This window comes from Anaerolineales bacterium, from assembly GCA_022866145.1.
Classification (GTDB): domain Bacteria; phylum Chloroflexota; class Anaerolineae; order Anaerolineales; family E44-bin32; genus PFL42.
The window spans coordinates 1-2,375 of the sequence record JALHUE010000265.1 but is presented as its reverse complement, the minus strand read 5'-3'; the positions used below and the strand labels follow the sequence as shown (position 1 = coordinate 2,375).

General features: G+C 65.6%; 4 protein-coding genes. All 4 read right to left on the bottom strand.

Annotation, left to right across the window (positions count from 1 at the left end; genetic code table 11):
- Window positions 1-252 (bottom strand): hypothetical protein (locus tag MUO23_08180; protein ID MCJ7512933.1); only part of this gene is annotated, 252 nt, incomplete at its 3' end.
- Between the two features lie 123 nt (window positions 253-375).
- Window positions 376-1,377, bottom strand: coding sequence for an ABC transporter permease (locus tag MUO23_08175; protein ID MCJ7512932.1), 1,002 nt, complete (start codon window positions 1,375-1,377; stop codon window positions 376-378).
- Between the two features lie 12 nt (window positions 1,378-1,389).
- Window positions 1,390-2,187, bottom strand: a complete 798-nt coding sequence (locus tag MUO23_08170; GenBank protein MCJ7512931.1) for a glucose 1-dehydrogenase — start codon at window positions 2,185-2,187, stop codon at window positions 1,390-1,392.
- Window positions 2,188-2,189: 2 nt separating this feature from the next.
- On the bottom strand, window positions 2,190-2,375 hold a 186-nt coding region (locus MUO23_08165), incomplete at its 5' end, for a hypothetical protein (GenBank protein MCJ7512930.1).

Here is a 2,375-nt window from a genome sequence, read left to right as displayed (position 1 = left end):
GTTGCTGAAGCAGATCGTGTACGGCGGATCCGTGGCGAAGGGCGTGGTGTCGATCATGCCCTCGGCATCCGGCGCAACCACGATCGGGCCAGCCGGGGCGGCCGCCTCAGTCGGCGCAGGTGCTTCGGTTGCCGCCGGTTCAGGCGGTGCCGCAGGCGCTTCAGTGGCGGGCGCCGCCGGGGCACAGGCCCCGATCAGCAATCCCAACGTTACAAGCAAGGAAACGAACAACATGCTCTTTCGGCCAGACATCTTCCTAGTCCTCCTTGGAATTTTGACGAGCATCTCTCACGGACTTGCTAGTCGGGTCAGCCTTGGCTCTGTCTCCACCTCCTTTCGGGGTGATCAACTCAGAAGTTGCCATCTGACGACACGTTAGCGGCGAGTGCGCAGACGGGCATACAGCGCAACCGCCAGGAGGATGACCACGCCTTTCACGATCCGCCGCGCTTCTTCATCGAACTGCAGCATCAGCACCAGGTTGAACAGCACCGTCAGGATCAGCACCCCGGCGACCGTCCCTAGCTGCCCTCCTTTGCCACCCTCGAAGGCCGTGCCGCCGATGACGACCGCGGCGATGGCGTTGAGCTCGTAGCCGTTGCCCAGCCAGTTGTCGGCGGTGCCAACGTACCCTACCAGGATCAGGCCGGCAATTCCGGCCAGGAAGCTGCAGGCGGTGTAGGCGGCGATCTTGACGCCATCGACGTTCACGCCCGAGAGATAGGCCGTCCGGGCATTGCCTCCCACGGCGTACAGCCTTCGACCGAAGGTGGTCCGCGAGAGCACGAAGCCGGCAATCACGACGATCACCATCCACATGATCAGCGCCATGGGAACCGGGCCCAGCGAGTCCCTGCCCCAGAAGCGCAGGACATCCGGGATGTAGGTCTTTGGCATGCCTTTGGAGTACACGAAGCGGACGCCCTGCACCACCAGGATCATGCCCAGCGTGGCGATGAACGGCGGGATCCTGAGCTTGGTCACCATCAGCCCATTGCCCAGGCCAACCAGGATCGAGAACACCAGGCAGAAGGCGACGACCGGCACCACCAGCTCGTCCTGGCCGTCCGTGATCCCAGCGGCGAAGATCGAGACCGAGGCCATCACCGAGGCCACGGATAAGTCGATCCCGCCGGTCAGGATGACCAGCGTCTCGCCGACGGCCAGGATGCCCAGCGGCGCCGCCTGTTTGAGGATGTTGGTGATGTTGCGCGGGGTGAGGAAGACCGGCGACAGCAGCGAAGCCGCCAGCACCAGCAGGCCGAGCACGATCCAGATGGCGGCGGCCTGCAGCCAGCGCCGGCGCACGTCGGACTGCGCCCGCAATAGTTCCCGCACTCGCGGGCCGGAGGGTTCAGGCACCAGGACTTGACCCATTGACCCTGCTCCTCACCACGCCGTATACGCGCCGTCGACGACGAGAACATGGCCCGAGATGAACGCCGAAGCGTCACTCGCCAGAAAGACAACGGCGCCGGCCAGGTCGTGGTCGTTGCCGAAGCGCCCGAGCGGCACCCGCCCGATCAATTCGTTGTAGAAAGCCGGATCGCGCTGCTTCAGGCGATCGGTCATGGGAGTGACGAAATATCCGGGTGCGATGGCATTCACCCGGATCCCCTTGGGGGCCCATTCGACGGCTAGCGACCGCGTCAGGGCGATCACGCCGCCCTTGCTGGCGCAGTAGTGGCTGTTGTTGCCACCGCGATTGCCCACCAAACCCGAGATCGAGGCAACGTTGATGATCGTGCCACCTTCCTGCTGGATCATCTGGCGCGCCGCCCAGCGGCAGCACTGATAGATGCCGCCCAGATTGACGCGCAGCACCTTCTCCCAGTCCGCTTCTTCCAGGTCCTCGAACGGCGAGCGGGTCGTCACACCGGCGTTGTTCACCAGGATGTGCACGCCGCCGTAGGCACTCACCGTTTGCCGAACAAGGCCTTCGACCTCGGGAGCCGAGGTCACGTCGGCCAGTACCGGCAGAGCCTGGGCGCCATCGGCGCGCAACGTGGCCGCCGCCTGGTCGAGGTCTTCCTGGTTGACATCGACCAGCGTCAGGCTGGCGCCGGCCTCTGCCAGCGCCCGGGCCATCGCCAGCCCGAGGCCGCGGCCGGCCCCAGTGACGATCGCCGCCCGGCCGTCCAGGCGGAAGGACTTGAGAACCCTTCGCTCGGCGACCGGTCCCTGCACGCCTACAGCCTCCCGCCCCGCGCCTCAAGCAGCTCGAGGATGCGCGCTTTGACGTTGCTGATGTGGGCCGTCAGCGCCTGCTCAACCCTGGAGATGTCGCCCGACTGGAAGGCGAGCAGTATCGCCTCGTGTTCTTGGTGTGCCTGGCGGGCGTTCTCGACGCTGTTCAGATGGTGGGCCCGCGCCAC

Excerpts from the sequence above, each read along its gene's own strand:
- MUO23_08175 (MCJ7512932.1), bottom strand. The coding sequence starts at position 1,377 with ATGGGTCAAGTCCTGGTGCCTGAACCCTCCGGCCCGCGAGTGCGGGAA.